General features: G+C 66.3%; 15 protein-coding genes. 2 read left to right on the top strand and 13 right to left on the bottom strand.

What is annotated here, in order from left to right:
• Nucleotides 1-6: 6 nt before the first annotated feature.
• Together IB256_RS06980 and IB256_RS06975 are read right to left on the bottom strand one after the other, a co-directional pair.
• On the bottom strand, nt 7-1,845 hold the full coding sequence (locus tag IB256_RS06980) for a DUF1302 domain-containing protein (RefSeq protein ID WP_192295262.1): 1,839 nt from the start codon (nt 1,843-1,845) through the stop codon (nt 7-9).
• 147 nt (nt 1,846-1,992) lie between these two features.
• Nucleotides 1,993-2,526, bottom strand: a complete 534-nt coding sequence (locus IB256_RS06975; RefSeq protein ID WP_225601687.1) for an alpha/beta hydrolase — start codon at nt 2,524-2,526, stop codon at nt 1,993-1,995.
• Between the two features lie 375 nt (nt 2,527-2,901).
• Here IB256_RS06975 and IB256_RS06970 point away from each other — a divergent pair, with 375 nt between their 5' ends.
• Nucleotides 2,902-3,906 carry an AraC family transcriptional regulator gene (locus IB256_RS06970; protein WP_081516849.1) on the top strand — a complete coding sequence of 335 codons (1,005 nt, stop codon included), beginning with the start codon at nt 2,902-2,904 and terminating at the stop codon, nt 3,904-3,906.
• 329 nt (nt 3,907-4,235) lie between these two features.
• Here the strand turns inward: IB256_RS06970 and IB256_RS06965 are convergent, their stop codons facing one another.
• The 10 genes from IB256_RS06965 to IB256_RS06920 all read right to left on the bottom strand — a co-directional run bounded on the left by IB256_RS06965 (nt 4,236) and on the right by IB256_RS06920 (nt 12,917).
• Entirely contained in the window at nt 4,236-5,246 is a 1,011-nt protein-coding gene (locus tag IB256_RS06965; RefSeq protein WP_192401831.1) for a YeiH family protein, read from the bottom strand.
• Nucleotides 5,243-5,569: a Rieske (2Fe-2S) protein gene (locus IB256_RS06960; protein WP_192295260.1), complete on the bottom strand. Its 327-nt coding sequence runs from the start codon at nt 5,567-5,569 to the stop codon at nt 5,243-5,245. The genes IB256_RS06965 and IB256_RS06960 overlap by 4 nt, the downstream gene beginning before the upstream one ends.
• Nucleotides 5,566-6,231, bottom strand: a complete 666-nt coding sequence (locus tag IB256_RS06955; protein ID WP_192295259.1) for a DsbA family protein — start codon at nt 6,229-6,231, stop codon at nt 5,566-5,568. The genes IB256_RS06960 and IB256_RS06955 overlap by 4 nt, the downstream gene beginning before the upstream one ends.
• Nucleotides 6,231-7,520 (bottom strand): MFS transporter, encoded by a 1,290-nt coding sequence (locus IB256_RS06950; protein ID WP_192401829.1) that lies wholly within the window; start codon nt 7,518-7,520, stop codon nt 6,231-6,233. Before IB256_RS06950 ends, IB256_RS06955 begins: the two co-directional genes overlap by 1 nt.
• A gap of 90 nt (nt 7,521-7,610) precedes the next feature.
• The gene (locus IB256_RS06945; protein ID WP_081516844.1) at nt 7,611-8,663 is read right to left on the bottom strand and encodes a 3-keto-5-aminohexanoate cleavage protein; all 1,053 of its coding nucleotides are present in this window, start codon (nt 8,661-8,663) and stop codon (nt 7,611-7,613) included.
• Between the two features lie 44 nt (nt 8,664-8,707).
• Complete coding sequence (locus IB256_RS06940) at nt 8,708-9,556, bottom strand: TauD/TfdA dioxygenase family protein (protein ID WP_081516843.1); 849 nt, start codon at nt 9,554-9,556, stop codon at nt 8,708-8,710.
• A 10-nt stretch (nt 9,557-9,566) separates the two neighbouring features.
• Entirely contained in the window at nt 9,567-10,547 is a 981-nt protein-coding gene (locus IB256_RS06935) for a quinone oxidoreductase family protein (protein ID WP_081516842.1), read from the bottom strand.
• A gap of 231 nt (nt 10,548-10,778) precedes the next feature.
• On the bottom strand, nt 10,779-11,450 hold the full coding sequence (locus IB256_RS06930; RefSeq protein ID WP_151186763.1) for a DUF3313 domain-containing protein: 672 nt from the start codon (nt 11,448-11,450) through the stop codon (nt 10,779-10,781).
• Nucleotides 11,451-11,585: 135 nt separating this feature from the next.
• Nucleotides 11,586-12,545 carry an HlyD family secretion protein gene (locus IB256_RS06925; protein ID WP_192295255.1) on the bottom strand — a complete coding sequence of 320 codons (960 nt, stop codon included), beginning with the start codon at nt 12,543-12,545 and terminating at the stop codon, nt 11,586-11,588.
• A gap of 3 nt (nt 12,546-12,548) precedes the next feature.
• Nucleotides 12,549-12,917 (bottom strand): DUF3302 domain-containing protein, encoded by a 369-nt coding sequence (locus IB256_RS06920; protein WP_192295254.1) that lies wholly within the window; start codon nt 12,915-12,917, stop codon nt 12,549-12,551.
• A gap of 223 nt (nt 12,918-13,140) precedes the next feature.
• On the opposite strand from IB256_RS06920, the gene IB256_RS06915 reads away from it, so the two are divergent.
• Nucleotides 13,141-13,326, top strand: a complete 186-nt coding sequence (locus IB256_RS06915; RefSeq protein ID WP_192223150.1) for a hypothetical protein — start codon at nt 13,141-13,143, stop codon at nt 13,324-13,326.
• A 27-nt stretch (nt 13,327-13,353) separates the two neighbouring features.
• Here IB256_RS06915 and IB256_RS06910 read toward each other — a convergent pair whose 3' ends face one another.
• Entirely contained in the window at nt 13,354-13,584 is a 231-nt protein-coding gene (locus IB256_RS06910; RefSeq protein WP_192295253.1) for a hypothetical protein, read from the bottom strand.
• Nucleotides 13,585-13,623: the final 39 nt, after the last annotated feature.

The raw sequence follows: 13,623 nt of genomic DNA, 5'->3' as shown, positions 1-13,623 counted from the left end.
GTGAAATCAGAAGGTAGCCTTCAGGGAAGCGGTAACCATGCCGCGGTCCTTCAGCAGGGGCGCGAGGCCGCCTTGCGAGGTGATCTGGCCGGGGATGCACTGGTACTGACCGTTGGCGCCGGGGGTGTTGTTGTCGCGGCCGCTCTCACAGGTATCGAAGGGGCCGAAGGCGTCGACGTATTTCAGGTCCAGGCGGTATTTCTGGTGGAAGTCCGCGGCCACGCCGACCGAGTAGCTGCCGGCGTCTTCGTTGCCGCCCAGCTGCACCGCCGAGTTGCCGTGCAGGCCGACGTTGTAGGCCATGGGCATGGACAGATCGACGCCCGGGAAGGCCTGGTACCAGGTCGGGGTGAAGTTGGCGGACATGGCGTAGGCGTTGGTGGTGACCTTGTCGACACCGCGGTAGCTGGAGTCGCCCTTGAAGGTCTGCTCGCCTTCGGTGACGTCGATCAGGTGCGTCAGGGTGCCTTCCACGGCCAGCGACGAGGCGTCCCACAGCGGGGTGGCGCCGAAGGTCACCAGGCCGTTGAGCACGACGTGGAAGGTCTTGCCGCGGGCAAGGCCAGTGTCGCCATCGCTGGGCATCTCGCCGATCAGGTTGGCGCCGTTGACCGCGCCGCGCTTGGAGGCTGCATAGAGCGTGGAGTTGACCGTGGTGAAGTTGCTCGCCAGCGGCATGTTCTCGCGGTAGTTGAGGTCCATGCCGACGCTCACACCGCCGATTTCCTTGGACAGGCTGATGCCATAGATGTCGATGTCGTCGGCGTAGGCGGTGACGTAGTTCATCCCCTGCAGGCCGGCCAGGCCGGGCTTGTGCAGGTTCGGCGCATTCACCAGTACCGCCGGCAGGGTGTCGGAGGTATTGCGGTAGTAGAAGCCCAGGGTTCCGTCGAGCCATTCCGGGCTCCACTTGGCCATCAGGCCAAAGTCGCCGGTGTTGTCCGGCTCGCGGTCATGGCCGCGCGGCGCGCCGTAGAAGGCGTTCTGTGCAGGCAGTGGCAGCCAGAAGACGTTGCCGCCGTCGTTGAGCATGTCGTAGGGGCCCATGTAGGTGCCGCCTTCGGGGAAGCGCGAGTTTTCGAACTCGAGGAAGTACTGTGCGGCCAGGGTCAGCTCGGGATTGACGGTCAGCGAGGCGGACAGCTGGTTGCGCGGCATGAACAGCTCTTTCGCCTCGGTGCCCGGCACGTTGTACAGCTTGCCCAGGTCCAGGGCCGACTGGCCGTAGTTGATGCCGTTGGCGGCGCTGAACAGGGTCTCGCCCCAGTAGATGGTGTGGCGACCGAGCTTGCCGCTGAGCTGCATGTCGTCGCCGACCTGGTGGCTGGCGAAGACGAAGGCATCAAGCAGTTCACCGGACGGGCCGTTGTAGTAGCGGTCGGCGAAGTTGCTCAGGCCGTGGGTGGCCGGCTGCGCGCCACGCGGGGCGATCACCGTGCCGTTGCGGCTGACCAGATGGCCGGCGTTGCCCTTCTGGCCGGGGAACGGGTTGTCGGAGCCGACATCATCGTAGGCGTGGTCGTACCAGCCGGCGGCGGACAGGCGGAAGCCCATGCTGTCGCGGTAGACGAAGTCCAGTTCGCTGAGCAGGTCGAAACGCTGGGTCACCGGGGTGCCGGAGGAGAAGTTGCGGTCGCCGTCGTTGGTGTTGGCGGTGCCGGCGATCTTGCTGTTGGGCGACTCGACGCGCTGCCCGTAGCTGAGCTTGACGGTATTGTCGAAGCGGATCGAAAAGTCCGGGTTGCCGGTGTCCAGCTCGAAGGCCTGCAGCGGTTGGCCGGCCATGGCGGCGAGGACTGCGGTCGCCAGCAGGCAGCGTTGCAGGGGGTTGCTCTGATGATGCATTCGTGTGCTCCGTTTCTTGTTGTGGTCGGGACGCTTTCCGGGCCCGTCCCGCAGCCCCTTTTTTCCCGCGCCAGGGCGCAGGAGGGCCTGCCCCGGCGCGAGCGCCGGAACCGGGGGTTGCTTGGTTGAGTGAGTTGCCTGGGTGAATCAGCTATCCAGCATCTGGATCAGCGCCTCGGCCTCTGGCCAGTCGCCGAATCCCGAAGCGGGGTTGAGGTGGCCGACCCGCCCCAGTTCCACCAGGCTGGCGCGCCAGTGGCGGGCCATGCGCTGGACTGCCTCTGGGCTCGCCAGCGGGTCGTTGTCGCTGCAGGCCACCAGCGTGGGGAACGGCAGCGGCTCCAGCGGCAGCGGCGACCAGCCCATCTCGGCCAGGACTGCAGGCTTGGGGTAGTGCGCCGGCCAGTCACCGTCCAGATCCGGCGGAGTAGCCAGCAGCGCGCCCTTGATCGGCCGGCTGTAGCGTGCCGCCCAGTGAGCGACCATCAGTACACCGGCACTGTGGGCGACCAGGATCACCTCGCCGTCGATGCTTTCCAGCTCGCGCTGGATGGCTTCGATGCGGGCATTCAGGTCCAGCTTGTTCTCGGTCAGCGGCGGTACGCTGCGCACATTGGGCAGGCGCTGCTCAAGCAGGGTCTGCCAGTGCTCGGCGACGTGGTCGCGCAAGCCGGGGACCATGAGGACGGTGGTGGAAGTCTTGTTGTTGCTCACCGGTTCACCTTTGGGTGATTTCGAACTTGTTGGACAGACAGTAGAGGTGCACCGGTGAAGGTGCTTTGCATTGAGCGTCAGGCACTTCGCATTTGATGACAGGCCCCGGCCAGCCTGCTGTCCCGCCGACTCCACGCGTGGCGGGCGTACCGGGACGTACGGTGCATTCCAGAGCGCCGCAGGCACTGGCCGAAGTGAGAACTTTCGTACACGATTGGTAACAGCTGTCGCTAGAATCTGACGTCATCGACCCAGCCAGCGTGCACTCCGGCCACAGGGCGTCCACGGACCCCTTCGGCACGGAGCAACCACAAGAACAAGAAGGCGATCGGCATGACCCCAATGGTTCGCATTGCGGCCCTCACCAACTACCTGGAAGTGGCCCGCCACCTGGGCCTCAACCCCCATCAGCAGTTGAGCGCGGTGGGCCTGTCCCAGTCCATGCTCGAGCACCCGGAGCAGCGCATCCCCGTTGCCACGGCGGTGACCCTGCTGGAGGAATCGGCGCGCATCAGCGGCTGCGAGACCTTCGGCCTGCGCATGGCCGAATCGCGCCAGCTCGCCGACTTCGGCGTGATCAGCCTGCTGCTGTCACACCAGGCGACACTGCGCGAGGCCATCGACACCATCATTCGCTACCGCCACCTGCTCAACGAATCCCTGGCCCTGTACATCGACCAGGAAGGCAAGCTGGCGATCCTGCGCGAAGAGCTCCTCACCGTGCCGCCGATGCCCATGCGCCAGGGCCTGGAGCTGGCCCTTGGCACGCTCTACCGCCTCTGCGCCGCCCTCCTCGGCCCGCACTGGCGACCGGTGAGCGTGAACTTCAGCCACGACGCCCCGGCGGACATGCAGGTGCATCGCCGGGTGTTCGGTTGCAAGATCGAGTTCGGCAGCGAGTTCAACGGCATCGTCATCCCCGCCGCCGACCTCGACGCCGCCAACCCCATGGCCGATCCGGCCATGGCGCGGCATGCACGCAGCTTCGTCGACTCCCTGCCCGGCGCGACCGACGGCAGCACCCTGAACGAGGTGCGCAAGTCCATCTACCTGCTGCTGCCCATGGGGCGCGCGACCATCGAACAGATCGCCCAGTCGCTGGGGCTGAACGTGCGTACGCTGCAACGCCGACTGGAGGACAACGGCGTGACCTTCTCCGACCTGATCAACGAGGTCCGCCGTGAGCTGGTGTTGCGCTACATGGAGAACCCGCGCTATTCGCTGGGGCGCATCGCCGACCTGCTGGGGTACTCGATGCCCAGTTCCTTCACCCGCTGGTTCGCGGTGCAGTTCGGCGTGTCGCCGGCGGCGTGGCGCAAGGAGCATCTGGGGCGGGAGACGGAGTGATCATTTCCGGATGCGCCGGCCCTGCCGGCGGATCGCGGGCGTGGCCCACTCCTACAGGTCAGCCACGCTCCTGCTCTTGGCGCTGAAGACTTCCACTGAAACCGCCGCACGCGCCGAACGCCCCGTTCAGGAGGCCTCGATGAAGCGCAGTTTCAGGGGCCCGCTGCGAAGGGGGACTCCGGAGCGGGCGGATGTTTCTCTGTAAGACATCAATATCCAGAGCCAGAGCCGATGCCTGTACGTAGGGTGCATAACCCGGAACGGGTTATCCGCCGATACCACGTCGGCGGATAGCGCTGACGCGTTATGCGTCCTACGACCCGGTCGGCTCAACCCGCGAACTTCAACATCCCCAGCACCAGCACTGCAAGGAACGCGGTCTCCCCCAGCATCAGCAGGATCGGCTTGATCCCCACCGTCGCTAGTGCCCGCAACTGGGTCTTCATGCCCAGCGCCGCGATGGCGATCACCAGGCACCACTGCGACAGCCTGCCACCCGCCTGCTGCACCAAGGGCGGCAGCCAGCCGGTGCTGTTCACCGCCGCCAGCAGCACGAAGCCCACGGCGAACCACGGCAGCAGCGGCGGACGCTGCTCGCCCGGTTCCACACCGCGGGCGCGGGTGATCATCGCCGCGCAGAGGATCACCGGCAGCAGCATCGCCACGCGCATCAGCTTGACCACCGTGGCGCTGTCACCGACTTCCTTGGAGATGCTGTAGCCGGCGCCGACCACCTGGGCCACGTCGTGGATGGTGCCGCCGAGGAAGATCCCCGCCTGCAACGGCGGCAGGCCCAGCGACTTGACAATCATCGGGTAGAGGATCATCGCCAGGGTCGACAGCGCCGAGACGCCAAGCACGGTGAACAGCGTGGCTTTTTCCTTCTGCGTGTGTGCCGGCAACGCCGCCGCCAGCGCCAGCGCCGCCGAAGCCCCGCAGATGGCCGTGGCGCCGCCGGTGAGCAGGCCGAAGAGGAAGTTGAAGCCCATGGCGCGGGCTGCGGCGATGGAGACCAGGATGGTCACCGTCACCAGCACGACTACCATGATCACCGGCTGCCAGCCCAGCTCGGCGATCTGCCCGAAAGTGATGCGGATGCCCAGCAGCGCCACGCCCAGGCGGAGGATTTCGCGGGCAGTGAACTCGATGCCGGCCTTGCACACGCTGTCGGCCGAAAGGAAGTTCATCGCCAGGCCGAGCAGCAGCGCGAAGAGCATCACCGGCGCGCCGTAATGCTCGGAGAGGAAGGTCGCGGCGGCCGCCACCATGGCGCTGACCAGCAGGCCCGGCAGCAGGGTGCGGCTGCGGGTGCCGAGGGCGGAAAGGGTCAGCGTGGTCATGCCGGCACCTCCTGCCGGGCCAGCACCACGTAGCACTCGCTGGCGCGCCATTCGATCTCGTAGCGCTGCAGGCCGAAGCCCTTGATGCCCGCCGGGCAGCCTGTAGCCAGGTCGAAGCGCAGGCCGTGGGCCGGGCACTGCAGCCAGCGGCCGTCCAGGCGGCCGCTGAACAGCGAGGCGCCGGCATGGGGGCAGCGGTCGTCGATGGCATGCAGTTCGCCGTCGATATCGAACAGCAGGATGATGCCCTTCTCGTGATGCACCAGGCTGCGGCTGCCGCGCGCCGGCAGGCGGTCGGCGGGAATACGGATCGAGCAGCTCATGCCGGGATCGCCTCGGGGTGCTGTCGATCAATCGCTCGATGGAGGGCCGCCAGCAGCTGCTCGGGGCTCTGCCCGCCGAGGGCGAAGGCGCGGCCTTCGAGGAGGAACATCGGCACGCTGGAATCGGCCAGGGCCACGCGGCGGCCGATGAACTGGCGCGCACCGTCGGCCAGGGCGTCGTCGAAGTCGGCCACGTTGAAATCGCAGGCACGCAGCAGGCGGCAGAGGGTATCGCGGTTGCCGATGTCCTGGCCCAGCTGGAAGTGCGCGCGGAAGATCATCTCCAGGAGCTGTTCCTTCTGGTTTTCACTGCCCACGTGTACCGCACGCTGGAACACCCGGTGGGCATAGGTGGTGTTGGGCATGGTGAGGATGCGTTCGAGGTCCAGGTCGACCCTGGCGCCCTCGGCCGCACGGCGCACTTCACCCATCCGCGCACGCACGGCGCGCTTGCCGCCCAGGCGGCGCTGGTAGAACTCGGCGAAGGGTTCGCCTTCCATGGAAATCTGTGGCAGCAGCTGCAGGCCGAGCCAGTTCACCCGCACGTCCAGTTCCGGACGCTGGCGCGCCAGCAGGCGCAACGCGACGTCGAGGTTGCGCTTGCCGATCAGGCACCAGGGGCAGATGAAGTCGAAGGTCATGTCCAGGTTGAGAGTCGGCATCAGGCGCCCTCCTCTTCACCGCGCAGGCGGCGGATATCGCTGTGGTAGTGGCGCCGGGCGTAGAGGAAGACCAGCGCGGCGAGAATGCTCAGCAAGGGGATGAGCTGGAAGGCACGGTCCAGGCCGATGCGGTCGGCCAGCACACCGGTGAGCAGCGGGCCGGGCGCCAGGCCCAGCAGGTTGTTGGCCAGGGTCAGGGTGGCGAAGGCGGTGCCATGCACGGCCGGTGCAGTGAGGTTGGCGACCATGGCGCCGGACGGCCCGGAGGTACCGGCCGCGACCAGCATGCCGAGGGCGATCAGGCTCAGCTGCGCAGTGCCCGGCGGCAGGTGGAAGGCCACCGACAGCAGCAGGCAGCTGGCCAGGCAGAAGCCGATGGCGAGGATGATCTTGCGCGGCGGGTTGCTGCGGCCCAGGCGGTCGCAGAGGATGCCGCAGAGCACCATGCCGCTGCCGCCGACCAGTACGATCACCGCGGAGATCATCCCGGCCTTGCCGGTGTCCAGGTGGTAGTAGCGGTTCAGGTAGCTGGGAATCCACACCATCACCGCGGCGGCGACGAACAGCTGCAGGCCGCTGCCCAGGTAGGCGGCGATCACCGAGCGGCTGCCGAACAGGCTGCGCAGCGAGCGCCCGCCGGTCTGGCGTGGCGCCTCGGCGGCGGCCACCGGGGCGATGCGTTTCTCGCTCACCACCAGCGGGTATAGCAGCGCCAGCAGCAGGCCGAACAGCGCCATGCCGGCGAAGGCCCAGCGCCAGCCCAAGTGCGCGGCGAGCACGCCGCCCAGGCCCATGCCGAGCACCGAGCCGAACATGCCGCCGGCCATGAAGGCGCCGGTCAGGGTGGCGCGCAGGTGCGCCGGGAATACCGAGATGACCACGGCGATACCGACGCTGCCGTAGGCGGCCTCGCCGACGCCGACGAAGAAGCGCGCGGCGAACATCTGCGGGAAGGTCTGCGCCACGGCGCAGCCCAGGGTAGCGAGGCTCCACAGCATGGCCATCAGCGCCAGGCTGCGTACGCGCCCCCAGCGGTCGGCGAGCAGCGACAGCGGGAAGGTCAGCAGGCCGACCATCACCGCGACGATGCCGCTGAGCAGGCCCAGCTGCGCATCGCTCAGGGCCCATTCGACCTTGAGCAGCGGGAAGACGGCATTGAGCACCTGACGCGACATGTAATCGGAGATCAGCAGGCCGAAGGTCAGAGCGAACACCACCCAGGCATAGCGGCGCGGCACGCTGGGCACGGTGGCAGGGATGTCGCCCAGGGCGACGGAGTGGATGGCCATGGTGCTAGCTCTCCAGGTGGGTCAATGGATTCTTGTTGTTCTGGGATAAAAGCCGTGGCGCGGTACTGGCAGACCGCGCCACGGAGCCTGTCACGCGCGAAGCGGAACGGACTTCTGGCCCGGCTGGCGGTTGGGCGCCATGCCGTTCATGCGCAGGGTTTCTTCCACGCTGTCGTACTGCACGCCGATCTTGTAGATGGCGCGTGCTTCCTTGCCACTGGCGACCTCGCGGCCCAGCTCATGGGCGACGCGGACGCACTGCTGGATCTGCTCCACCGAGGTCATGCGCTGGCCGTGCTGGCCAATGATGGTGTCCTCGATGCCGCAACGCGGGTGCAGCCCCATGGCCATCGCCATCATGTTGAACGGCAGGACGTTCTTGAGCAGCGACTCGGCGGTGACGGTGGCGCCGTCCGGTGCGCGGTGCACGAAGTTCATGAAGTTGAACGGGTTGGGGCCGTCGAAGCCGCCGCCGATGCCAATCCAGGTCAGGTTCAGCGGGCCCTTGTAGACGCCCTTGCGCACCAGGCGCTCGAGGGTTTCCAGGGCATGCATGCCGGTCAGCTGGAAGTGCGGCTGGATGCCGGCGGCCTGCAGGCGCTTCAGGTGCTCCTCGACCCAGGCCGGGCCGGCCGGCACGGTCATCTCGCTGTAGGCCGCCTGGTAGAGCGGGTTCTCCAGGGAGGTACCTTTCAGGTACTCCGGATAGAGCAGCTCCATGATGTTCATCTGGGTGGTGTTGATCGCCACCGTCACCTGGTCGGGCTTGGGGGTCAGCTCGGCGAGCATGTGACGGGTGTCGTCGGACAGCCACTTGGCCGCTTCGCCGTCGCTTTCCGGGGCGAAGGAAATCGAGCCGCCGACCTGGATGATCATGTCCGGCACGGCTTCGCGCACGCCGGCGATCAGCTCGTTGAACTTGGACAGGCGCTTGGAGCCCTTGCCATCCAGCTCGCGCACATGCAGGTGCAGCACGGTGGCGCCGGCCTCGTAGCAGTCAACGGCCTTCTGGACCTGCTCGTCCATGGTCACCGGGATGTCTTCGGGGAAGTCCTCGGGCATCCATTCGGGGCCGTAGGGAGCCGTGGTGATGACCACCTTGTCCTGGTTCTCGGGGTGCAGCGAATCGTCGAAGAATTGCATGTCGGTCTCCGTAATTGTTCTTGTCAGAAGTCTTTCTTCAGGGATCAGAACGGCTTGTCGCCGATGATTCCGGCGCGCTCCATGCGGCGCACGCAGGGCGGGTAGTCCATCACCGCGTAGTGCTGGGTACAGCGGTTGTCCCAGATCGCCACATCGTTCTTCTTCCAGCGCCAGCGCACCTGGAATTCGGGGATGTACACCTGGCTCACCAGGTAGCGCAGCAGGTCGGCCGCGCCGGGGTTGGCGTCCTGGCCGAAGCGCACGTTCTGCGGCGTGTGGTAGTTGCTGAAGTGGGTGGTGAAGGCATTGACGAACAGCACCTTCTCGCCGGTTTCCGGGTGGGTGCGCACCACCGGATGCTCGGCGTCGGGGTACATGGCCTTGAGCGCCAGGCGCTTTTCGATGGGCATGGCCGCGCCGAAGCTGGCCTCGATGCTGTGGCGCGCACGCAGTTTGGCGATGCGCTCCTTGATCTCGGCCGGGAGCATGTCGTAGGCCAGGGCCATGTTCGCCCACATGGTGTCGCCGCCCACCGGTGGGCACTCCACGCAGCGCAGGACGCAGCCCAAGGGCGGCACCTCGCGCCAGGTAGCGTCTGTGTGCCAGGCGTTCTCGTAGCGGTCGTTGGGCAGGTCCGGGGTCTTGTAGATGCGCACCAGGCCCGGGTGCTCCGGGTCACTGCCGGCCACCGGGTGGTCTTCCAGTTCGCCGAAGCGGCGGGCAAAAGCCACGTGCTCGGCACGGGTGATGTCCTGGTCGCGCAGGAACAGCACCTTGTGCTTGAGCAGCAGCTCGCGCAGCTCGGCGAACAGGCCTTCATCGCGGGAGGCGTCGCCCAGGTTCACCCCGGAGATTTCGGCGCCGATGCTGCAGGTCAGACGTTCTACGTGCATGGCGGCGCCCTCAGATGACGAAGATCGACGAGCCGGTGGTCTTGCGCGACTCGAGGTCGCGGTGGGCCTGCACGGCATCTTCCAGCGCATAGTGCTGGTTGATCTCGATGCGGATGTCGCCGTTGCCCACATGGGTGAACAGCTCGTCCAGCAGCGCCGCCTTTTCCGCCGGGTCGGCGATGTAGTCGGCCAGGGCCGGGCGAGTGAGGAAGAGCGAGCCCTTCATCGCCAGCAGCACCGGATCGAACGGCGGGATCGGGCCCGACGCGGTGCCGACGCAGACCATCAGGCCACGACGCTTGAGCGACTCCAGGGAGGTCATGAAGGTGTCCTTGCCGACGCTGTCGAAGACCACGTCCACACCACGGCCATCGGTCAGTTCGCGCACGCGCTCGGCGACGCCTTCCTGGCTGTAGTTGATGACGTGCTCGCAACCGTGGGCGAAGGCGATTTCGGCCTTGGCGTCGCTGGAGACGGTGCCGATCACCCGCAGGCCGAGCAGCTTGGCCCACTGCGAGACGATCAGACCGACACCGCCGGCGGCGGCGTGCAGCAGGATGCTCTGGCCCGGCTTGAAGTCGTGTATGCGACGCAGCAGGTAGGCCGAGGTCAGGCCGCGCATGGTCATGGCGGCGGCGGTCTCGAAGGCGATGTTCTCTGGCAGGCGGATCAGCGGCGCCGCCGGTACCAGGCGCTCGGTGCTGTAGGCGCCGAGGGTGTTGATGAAGCCGGTGTAGGTCACGCGATCACCGGGCACGACGTTGGTCACGCCCTCGCCCACCGCCACCACCACGCCGGCGGCTTCCACGCCCATGCCGCTGGGTAGCGGAACGGCGTAGGTGCCATTGCGGAAATAAGTGTCCGCGTAGTTCAGGCCCACCGCCACATGGCGAATGCGCACTTGCCCCGGGCCGGGCTCGCCGACCTCCACGTCCTCGTAACGCAGGACTTCGGGTCCCCCTGTTTCATAGAAACGAACGGCTTTGGCCATGGCCGGAATCTCCAGTTGTCTTGTTGTCTTGGGCGCCCCGTTTGGAGCAGGCAAGCGCCCTTTGAGCGGACAATAGGCAGGGGCCGGGCGGGAAGCTTCACATCGTGCGACAGGGGCTTTTCATTTCATGACAGGCCGATGCGGCGCCACGCTGGGCGCCGCATGGAGAGCAGGTTTATCAGTGCGGGGGCAGGTCCTGGCGGACGAGCGGGATTGCTTGAATGACGTGAACTACTTGAGTTCGCGCAATTTGCTGTAGGTCAGGCGCATGTCGCGGGCCCAGCCGTCGAGCACACCTTTGAAGTCGCTGGCAGCCATGGCCTGGCTGTCGTTCTCCAGCGCATGCCCGGTGCCTTTGCGCACTACCTGGGCGACCACACGGCTGGAGGGGCCGTCGAGAATCGCCGCTTCGGTGGCGATCTGGGTGTCCTGGTCGCGGATGCCGGTGGCAGTGCTGACGCCGGCGGCGATCAGGGCGATCGGGATGACTTCATAGGGCTTGAGTGATTGGGTGTGGCTGCTCACCGCGGTGATCGCCGGACGCAGCACCAGGGTGCCCGGGCCGGGCTTGTCGACGACCTGCAGCACCTGGCCCAGCTCGCGGCGCAGCGCCTTGTCGTAGTAGTCGGTGATCTGCGTCATGGTTGCTTGCGAGAGCTGATCGGTGGCCTTGGGCGCCGGGTAGAACTGCGAGCGCTCGATGACGATGCTGCGGTAGTTCATCAGGTTCAGCTTGGGGTCGATCCAGGCCAGGACCTTGGTGCCCGCGGCGTTTTCCTGTTCGGTGAGACGGGAGTAGTCATACAGGAAGCCGGAGTACTCCTCCGGCTGGACCTGCTTTTCCGCGCAGCCTTGCAAAAACGGCAACAGCAGCAGGGACAACAACGCGACATAGGACTTCATAGGGTTCTCCGGTTGAGCTATCGATGTCGCCAGGTTGTACGGCAGGAGACTGCGCTACCCCCTCCCCCGTGTTGTTCGCGCGCAGACGGACGCCCACGCGCAGGCGCCCCCGTGGGGGCGCCGCAATGCCGCGAATCAGTGGAACGGGAAGATGTAGTTCATCCAGGCCGCCATGCGCAGGAGGATCTTGCGCATGATCGCCACATGGTGGAAATGCTCGCTGTAGAGCGCCGCCTGGCCGTAGGAGCCGCCGGGCATGATGCTCGCGTACTGGGCGAAATCCGGGTCGGTGATCTTGATCAACACCGGTACCCGCCCCGGCGGCGGGGAGCCGGTATAGCTGATCAGGGTGCCGGAGGGCTGCACCTGGCCCTCGCCGATCACCGGCAGGACCTTGTCCACGGTGCCGGCGAAGACCCTGCCGGGTATGCCGTCGAAGGCGACTTCGGCCTCATCGCCGACGGTCAGGCGCAGCTGGCTGTTCTGGCGCATCCAGGCGGTGAAATACGGGCCTTCATCGGGCACGAAGACCATCGAGGGTCGCAGCGGCAAACGGCTGGCCATCATCCCGGGGCGCAGCGACACGTGGCTGACGAAGCCCCGCGAGGGCGCGCGCACCACGGTGTTCTCCAGGTTGAACTGGGCCAGCGCCGCCTGCGCATTGAGGTCATCGACGCGGGCGGTGGTCAAGTCCACGTCGCGCTTGTTGCCGACGTTGCGCAGCGCCAGCTCACGGGCGCGGGCCTGGTCGGCACGCGCCGAGACCAGTTGCGCCTTGAGCGAATCCAGCTTGAGCTGGAAGGGTTTGGGATCGATGCGGAACAGCACGGTTCCCTTCTCGATGATCTCGTTCCCTTTGACCGGCACCTCCACCACTTGCCCGGTAACCACCGGGATCACCGGCGTGGTGACGAAGTAGGTACGCGCCACCTCGGAATACGGGTGGTTGTAGTTCATCAGGAAGATCAGCGTACCGATCAGCACGATGCCGCCGAGCGCGGCGGTAGGTACCGTCCACTTGTTCAGCGGGATGCGGAAGATCTTGAAAATGGCGACGCAGAAGGCGGTGTAGGTGAGGATCAGCAACAGGTCCATGGCTCAGCCCTCCCCGCCCGGTTGAGTGGTTGCCGGTGCGGCGGGGGCGTTCTGGCGGCCTTCCAGCACCTCCAGGCGCTGGCGCAGCTCGGCCAGTTGCTGTTCGAGGTACTCCGCCTCCTGCGCCGGCGTCTTGCCGTGGTGGAAGCCCCACCCCCGGTCCTCGCGGTACAACATGGCCCAGATCCACAGGAACGGCCACAGCGCATGCAGCGTGAAAAGGCTTACCCAGCCGGCCGCGTGGATCGCGTCCTGGTGGGGATGGTTGCGGTGTACCGCAATCTCATAAGGAATGTCGTGCAGCACGATGATCCCGTAGAACAGTACCAATCCGACAAAGATCAGTACCCCCAGCGCAAAATAGTCGAGCATCCCGCCCTCCTTGTTCCCCCGAGCACAACGCCGGAGCGAGTCGCCTGAGTATGGTTGATCCATGGCAATCTGCACGATCGTAACCGCGCGAAAACAGCGGGATTTCAAGCGATTGCCAGGGAAATCGGCGGGCCGGTTGCGGCGCCGCCCATTCGTCCGACTGGCCGGCTCACCGGCGGGTTTTCGTTTTCACTGGAAGGACGGCTCACCAGGAGCAACCACCATGGGAAAAACCACCGTTCTACTCATGATCGGCGCGCTGGCCGTGCTGCTGGGCGGCTCGTCCTGCGGCAGCCACAATGACCACGACGCACCGCGCCCGCCGCCCATGGAAGAAGGCCAGATGGGCTATCGGAACATCCCGCAGCAGCAGATGCAGCCGCAGGTGCAGTCCATTCCCCGGCGCTGAGCCGAATAGGCCCTGCACCGATGGCGCCTACACAGGCTTCAGCCGCAACAGGATCAACCGCGCCACCACCAGCGCCAACGCACCGACCCCAGTGAAGGCGACAATGGTTGCCACACCGCCATCGCGCTGCAGGAAGTCGGTCAACGCCGCAAGCCCCACGGCCAGGAACAGCAGCACCAGACCGAACCATTGAATCCGCTGGGCGCGCAGGTACAAGGACGCCCGGTGCGCGCTCGTGGTGTTTTCGTCTTTGCCCATGGCGGCATCTCCATTGGGATGTCTCTCCACGCTAACAGG

The sequence above is a fragment of the Pseudomonas sp. PDM17 genome (assembly GCF_014851985.1).
Classification (GTDB): domain Bacteria; phylum Pseudomonadota; class Gammaproteobacteria; order Pseudomonadales; family Pseudomonadaceae; genus Pseudomonas.
Note: the sequence above shows the minus strand (reverse complement) of the source record. Positions and strands in the feature narration are given on the sequence as shown.

Excerpts from the sequence above, each read along its gene's own strand:
- IB256_RS06980 (WP_192295262.1), bottom strand. The coding sequence starts at position 1,845 with ATGCATCATCAGAGCAACCCCCTGCAACGCTGCCTGCTGGCGACCGCA.
- IB256_RS06975 (WP_225601687.1), bottom strand. The coding sequence starts at position 2,526 with ATGGTCCCCGGCTTGCGCGACCACGTCGCCGAGCACTGGCAGACCCTG.
- IB256_RS06970 (WP_081516849.1), top strand. The coding sequence starts at position 2,902 with ATGGTTCGCATTGCGGCCCTCACCAACTACCTGGAAGTGGCCCGCCAC.
- IB256_RS06965 (WP_192401831.1), bottom strand. The coding sequence starts at position 5,246 with ATGACCACGCTGACCCTTTCCGCCCTCGGCACCCGCAGCCGCACCCTG.
- IB256_RS06960 (WP_192295260.1), bottom strand. The coding sequence starts at position 5,569 with ATGAGCTGCTCGATCCGTATTCCCGCCGACCGCCTGCCGGCGCGCGGC.
- IB256_RS06955 (WP_192295259.1), bottom strand. The coding sequence starts at position 6,231 with ATGCCGACTCTCAACCTGGACATGACCTTCGACTTCATCTGCCCCTGG.
- IB256_RS06950 (WP_192401829.1), bottom strand. The coding sequence starts at position 7,520 with ATGGCCATCCACTCCGTCGCCCTGGGCGACATCCCTGCCACCGTGCCC.
- IB256_RS06945 (WP_081516844.1), bottom strand. The coding sequence starts at position 8,663 with ATGCAATTCTTCGACGATTCGCTGCACCCCGAGAACCAGGACAAGGTG.
- IB256_RS06940 (WP_081516843.1), bottom strand. The coding sequence starts at position 9,556 with ATGCACGTAGAACGTCTGACCTGCAGCATCGGCGCCGAAATCTCCGGG.
- IB256_RS06935 (WP_081516842.1), bottom strand. The coding sequence starts at position 10,547 with ATGGCCAAAGCCGTTCGTTTCTATGAAACAGGGGGACCCGAAGTCCTG.
- IB256_RS06930 (WP_151186763.1), bottom strand. The coding sequence starts at position 11,450 with ATGAAGTCCTATGTCGCGTTGTTGTCCCTGCTGCTGTTGCCGTTTTTG.
- IB256_RS06925 (WP_192295255.1), bottom strand. The coding sequence starts at position 12,545 with ATGGACCTGTTGCTGATCCTCACCTACACCGCCTTCTGCGTCGCCATT.
- IB256_RS06920 (WP_192295254.1), bottom strand. The coding sequence starts at position 12,917 with ATGCTCGACTATTTTGCGCTGGGGGTACTGATCTTTGTCGGATTGGTA.
- IB256_RS06915 (WP_192223150.1), top strand. The coding sequence starts at position 13,141 with ATGGGAAAAACCACCGTTCTACTCATGATCGGCGCGCTGGCCGTGCTG.
- IB256_RS06910 (WP_192295253.1), bottom strand. The coding sequence starts at position 13,584 with ATGGGCAAAGACGAAAACACCACGAGCGCGCACCGGGCGTCCTTGTAC.